Source organism: Flavobacterium sp. (genome assembly GCF_035760125.1).
GTDB lineage: Bacteria > Bacteroidota > Bacteroidia > Flavobacteriales > Flavobacteriaceae > Flavobacterium.
On the sequence record NZ_DASTTN010000084.1, the window covers coordinates 1 to 3,704 of the forward strand.

Genomic DNA, 3,704 nt, shown 5'->3' on the forward strand with positions numbered 1-3,704 from the left:
ACAAAGAAAAGAAGTCTTACAATAAAGGCAGCTGAAATCACGATTAAGACAGTCGAAAATAATTTTTTTGAAGATTTCATGTCTTTTCAAGCAAAAGCAGTTCCTTTAAATTCAATGTTGGTTAATATCATTGAAGGCGGAGCCGTTCAGGAAATATTTGTCGAAAATGGAGATATGGTTATCAAAGGCCAACCGCTGGCAAGATTGTATAATCCTAATGCAGAACTGGCTTATATGCAACAGGAAACAGCCATTATTGAACAAATCAATAATTTGAATAAAGCCAAACTCGATTTGAGAAATCAAGAATTGAATTTAGAAAAAGACTTGATTGCAATAGAACACGATTATCTGGATGCAAAAAATTTATACGATTTGAACAAGAAACTTTTTGAACAAGAAATACTTTCTAAAAATGAATGGGAGAAAACCAACGAAAATTATCGTTTTCAAAAAGAGCGTATGAACATTATCAAACAAAGTGTCAAAAAAGAAAAACTGGCAAATCAAATTCAGATTGGACAGCTAAACCAATCGATTGCCATAATGAACAAAAGTTTGGATATATTAAGAACGAACAAAAAGAATTTCTTGATTACTGCACCTATTACCGGAAGGCTTTCTTCATTCGAACCAATATTGGGAAAAACATATGCACAAAACACGAGTATTGGTTTTATAGATGATATGAAAGGTTATAAACTTGTTGCGGATATAGATGAGTTTTATTTGGATAAAATTGCAGAGAAACAGAAGGGGACAGTTGATTTTGACAATAAAGCCATTGAAGTTCAAATAACCAAAGTGATTCCTGAAATCAAAAATGGTAGGTTTCAAGTAGAATTGGATTTTGTTTCATCCAAAAAATTGGATTTAAAACAAGGATTGAGTTTTGGGGTGAAATTAAATCTGTCAGAAAAAACAAAGACCAAAGTACTTTCAAAGGGAAGTTTTTATGAAGAAACCAATGGAAAATGGATTTTTGTTGTCAGCGGAAACAAAGCAGAAAGAAGAGCAATTAAATTGGGTAGAGAAAACCCACTGTATTATGAAGTGCTAGGCGGATTGAAAGCTGATGAACAAGTAATTACTTCATCCTATAAAGATTATAAGGACGTAGAAGTTTTGAATTTCGAATAAAGAACAAATAAGTAAGATTAAAGAGAAAATAAAAAATTATAAAAAATATCATCAATCAAAAAACGAATAATATTATGATTCAAATTAAAAACCTTTCAAAAGTATTTAGAACAGAAGAAGTAGAGACTAAAGCATTAAGTGAAATTTCATTAACCATCAAGGAAGGTGATTTTGTATCTATCATGGGACCTTCAGGAAGTGGAAAATCTACTTTATTGAATATTGTTGGATTACTGGACAGCACTTCCAGTGGGAGTTATCAATTACTAAATCAGGAAATGACAGGGCTTAAAGAAAAAGATAAATCAAAAGCCAGAAAAGAAAATATTGGATTCATTTTTCAGAATTTCAATCTGATTGATGAACTATCAGTATATGACAATATCGAATTGCCTTTGATTTACAACAAAGTTCCTTCATCTGACAGAAAGAAAAAAGTATCAGTAATTGCCGAGAGATTAGGGCTTTCACATCGACTAAAACATTATCCACAGCAACTTTCCGGTGGACAGCAACAACGTGTTGCCGTTGCCAGAGCTTTGATCAACGACCCAAAAATCATTCTTGCCGATGAACCAACGGGAAATTTGGACAGTAAAAGCGGAAACGAAGTGATGGAACTACTTACCGATTTGCATGCTAATGGGGCGACAATTTTGATGGTTACACACTCAGATTATGATGCTTCTTTTTCCCAAAAAACTATTCATATGAAAGATGGAGTAATCCTTTCTGAAAAAACGAATAGTCGTAATGTTGATGTACTGATAAGCCAATAAACTCTTAGAAATTATGTTAAAAAATTGGACAAATATATTTTTATACCACATCAAAAACAACAAGCTTTTTACAGCTTTAAACATTTTGGGTTTGAGTATTGGAATCGCGGGATTGATTTTTGCATTACTGTATTGGAATGATGAGAAGAGTTACAATGATTGGAATCCTGAAAAAGAGAATGTTTTTCAGGTTTTGGTCGATATTGGAGAGAACGAAGCAGGAGCAAATTCTCCAGTTACCTTTGTACCATTCTTAAAAAATGACCCTAATATTGAAAAGATGATGTACTGCGAAAATTGGTACGAATCCCCACTTTATAAATATAAAGACAAAAAAATAATTATTCAAAAATTGTTTAACGCTCAAAATGATTTCTTTGATTTTTTTCCTTTTGATTTTCTTCAGGGAAATCCAAAAACCGTATTGCAAAATGAAAATAGTATTGCTATGAAAAAAGAAACGGCAATACAATTTTTTGGAACTGAAAATCCAATCGGAAAACAAATTCAATATGAAAATCAAATTCTAACCGTAACCGCTGTATATAAAATTACAGAGAATTCATCGATTGCTCCTGATGCAGTAGTGAACAATATGAAAAGAAGGATTGATCTAGATAAAGACAATTGGGGGAATTTTAATAATGGTTGGTTTATCAAGTTAAAAGACCCTTCAAAAGCGAATGAAATTTCGAAAAAAATCACTTCAATTTACTATCAAAATAAAATAGTCAAAGAAGCAAAAGGAGAAGGAATTAGTCCAAAAGAATATGAATCAAAATATGGTCATTTTAATTTCATATTAGAACCTCTTTCAGTTTCCAGATTACACTCTAAAGGTCAAGGAATGCCCGAAGGGAATGGGAACTACCAATTTCTACTGATAATGGTTGGATTGTCTATTTTAATTTTGATATTATCTATAGTCAACTATATAAATCTGGCAACAGCAAATGCTATTCGTCGCGCCAAAGAAGTAGGTGTGCGAAAAATTGTTGGTGCTTCAAAAGCTGAAATAATCAAACAGTTTTTGTTTGAAACTATAATTACCGTTTCGATTTCTATTTTGCTGGCATTAGTTATTGTTGAACTGTCATTACCATACTATAATGAGTTTTTAGATAAAAAATTAATCATTTATGGAAACCAATTCTATCTCCAAACTATATTCATTTTTATAATTACTGTAATTTGTGCAGGCGTTTTTCCAGCGATATATGTATCTAATTTTGAAACTTTAAAAGTATTGAAAGGGAATTTTGGCAGAAATAAAAGTGGTGTCTGGCTTCGGAACGGAATGTTAATTCTACAATTTAGCATTGCTTCCTTCTTTATTATCGGTTCTTATATTGTGTACGAGCAAGTACGCTATCTAGCCAATAAAAACTTAGGATTTTCAGGGGAACAGGTTTTAGAAATTTTTTATTACAAACCAGAAGCCATCCTTAATGCAAAAAATGCAGAACAACAGATATTTGATCGATACACAACTGTCAAAAATGAAATTTCAAAAATAAAAGGAGTAGAGCAAGTAGCAACAGGAGCATTCAAATTTGGAGGAGGAAATGATTCTTCATCGAGTTTTAGTTATAAGGGCAATAATATTCAAGGTCAAAATTTGGCAGTTGATTTTGGTATGCTTGAAATGATGAAAATTGAAATGGCACAAGGACGGTATTTTGATCCAAAAATTGCTTCAGATACTATAAATTCGATGATGGTCAATGAAACAGCTTTGAAGATAATGAACGAGAAAAATCCAATTGGTAAAATTGTCGATTGGAA

At 31.9% G+C, this 3,704-nt stretch carries 3 protein-coding genes; all 3 read left to right on the plus strand.

Going from position 1 to position 3,704, the window contains the following annotated elements:
• Positions 1-1,140: efflux RND transporter periplasmic adaptor subunit (locus tag VFS71_RS03530; protein ID WP_326399403.1), on the plus strand; the 1,140-nt coding region annotated here is incomplete at its 5' end.
• Positions 1,141-1,214: 74 nt separating this feature from the next.
• Positions 1,215-1,919, plus strand: a complete 705-nt coding sequence (locus tag VFS71_RS03535) for an ABC transporter ATP-binding protein (protein WP_326399404.1) — start codon at positions 1,215-1,217, stop codon at positions 1,917-1,919.
• Positions 1,920-2,010: 91 nt separating this feature from the next.
• The coding region (locus tag VFS71_RS03540; RefSeq protein WP_326399405.1) for an ABC transporter permease at positions 2,011-3,704 on the plus strand (1,694 nt) is incomplete at its 3' end.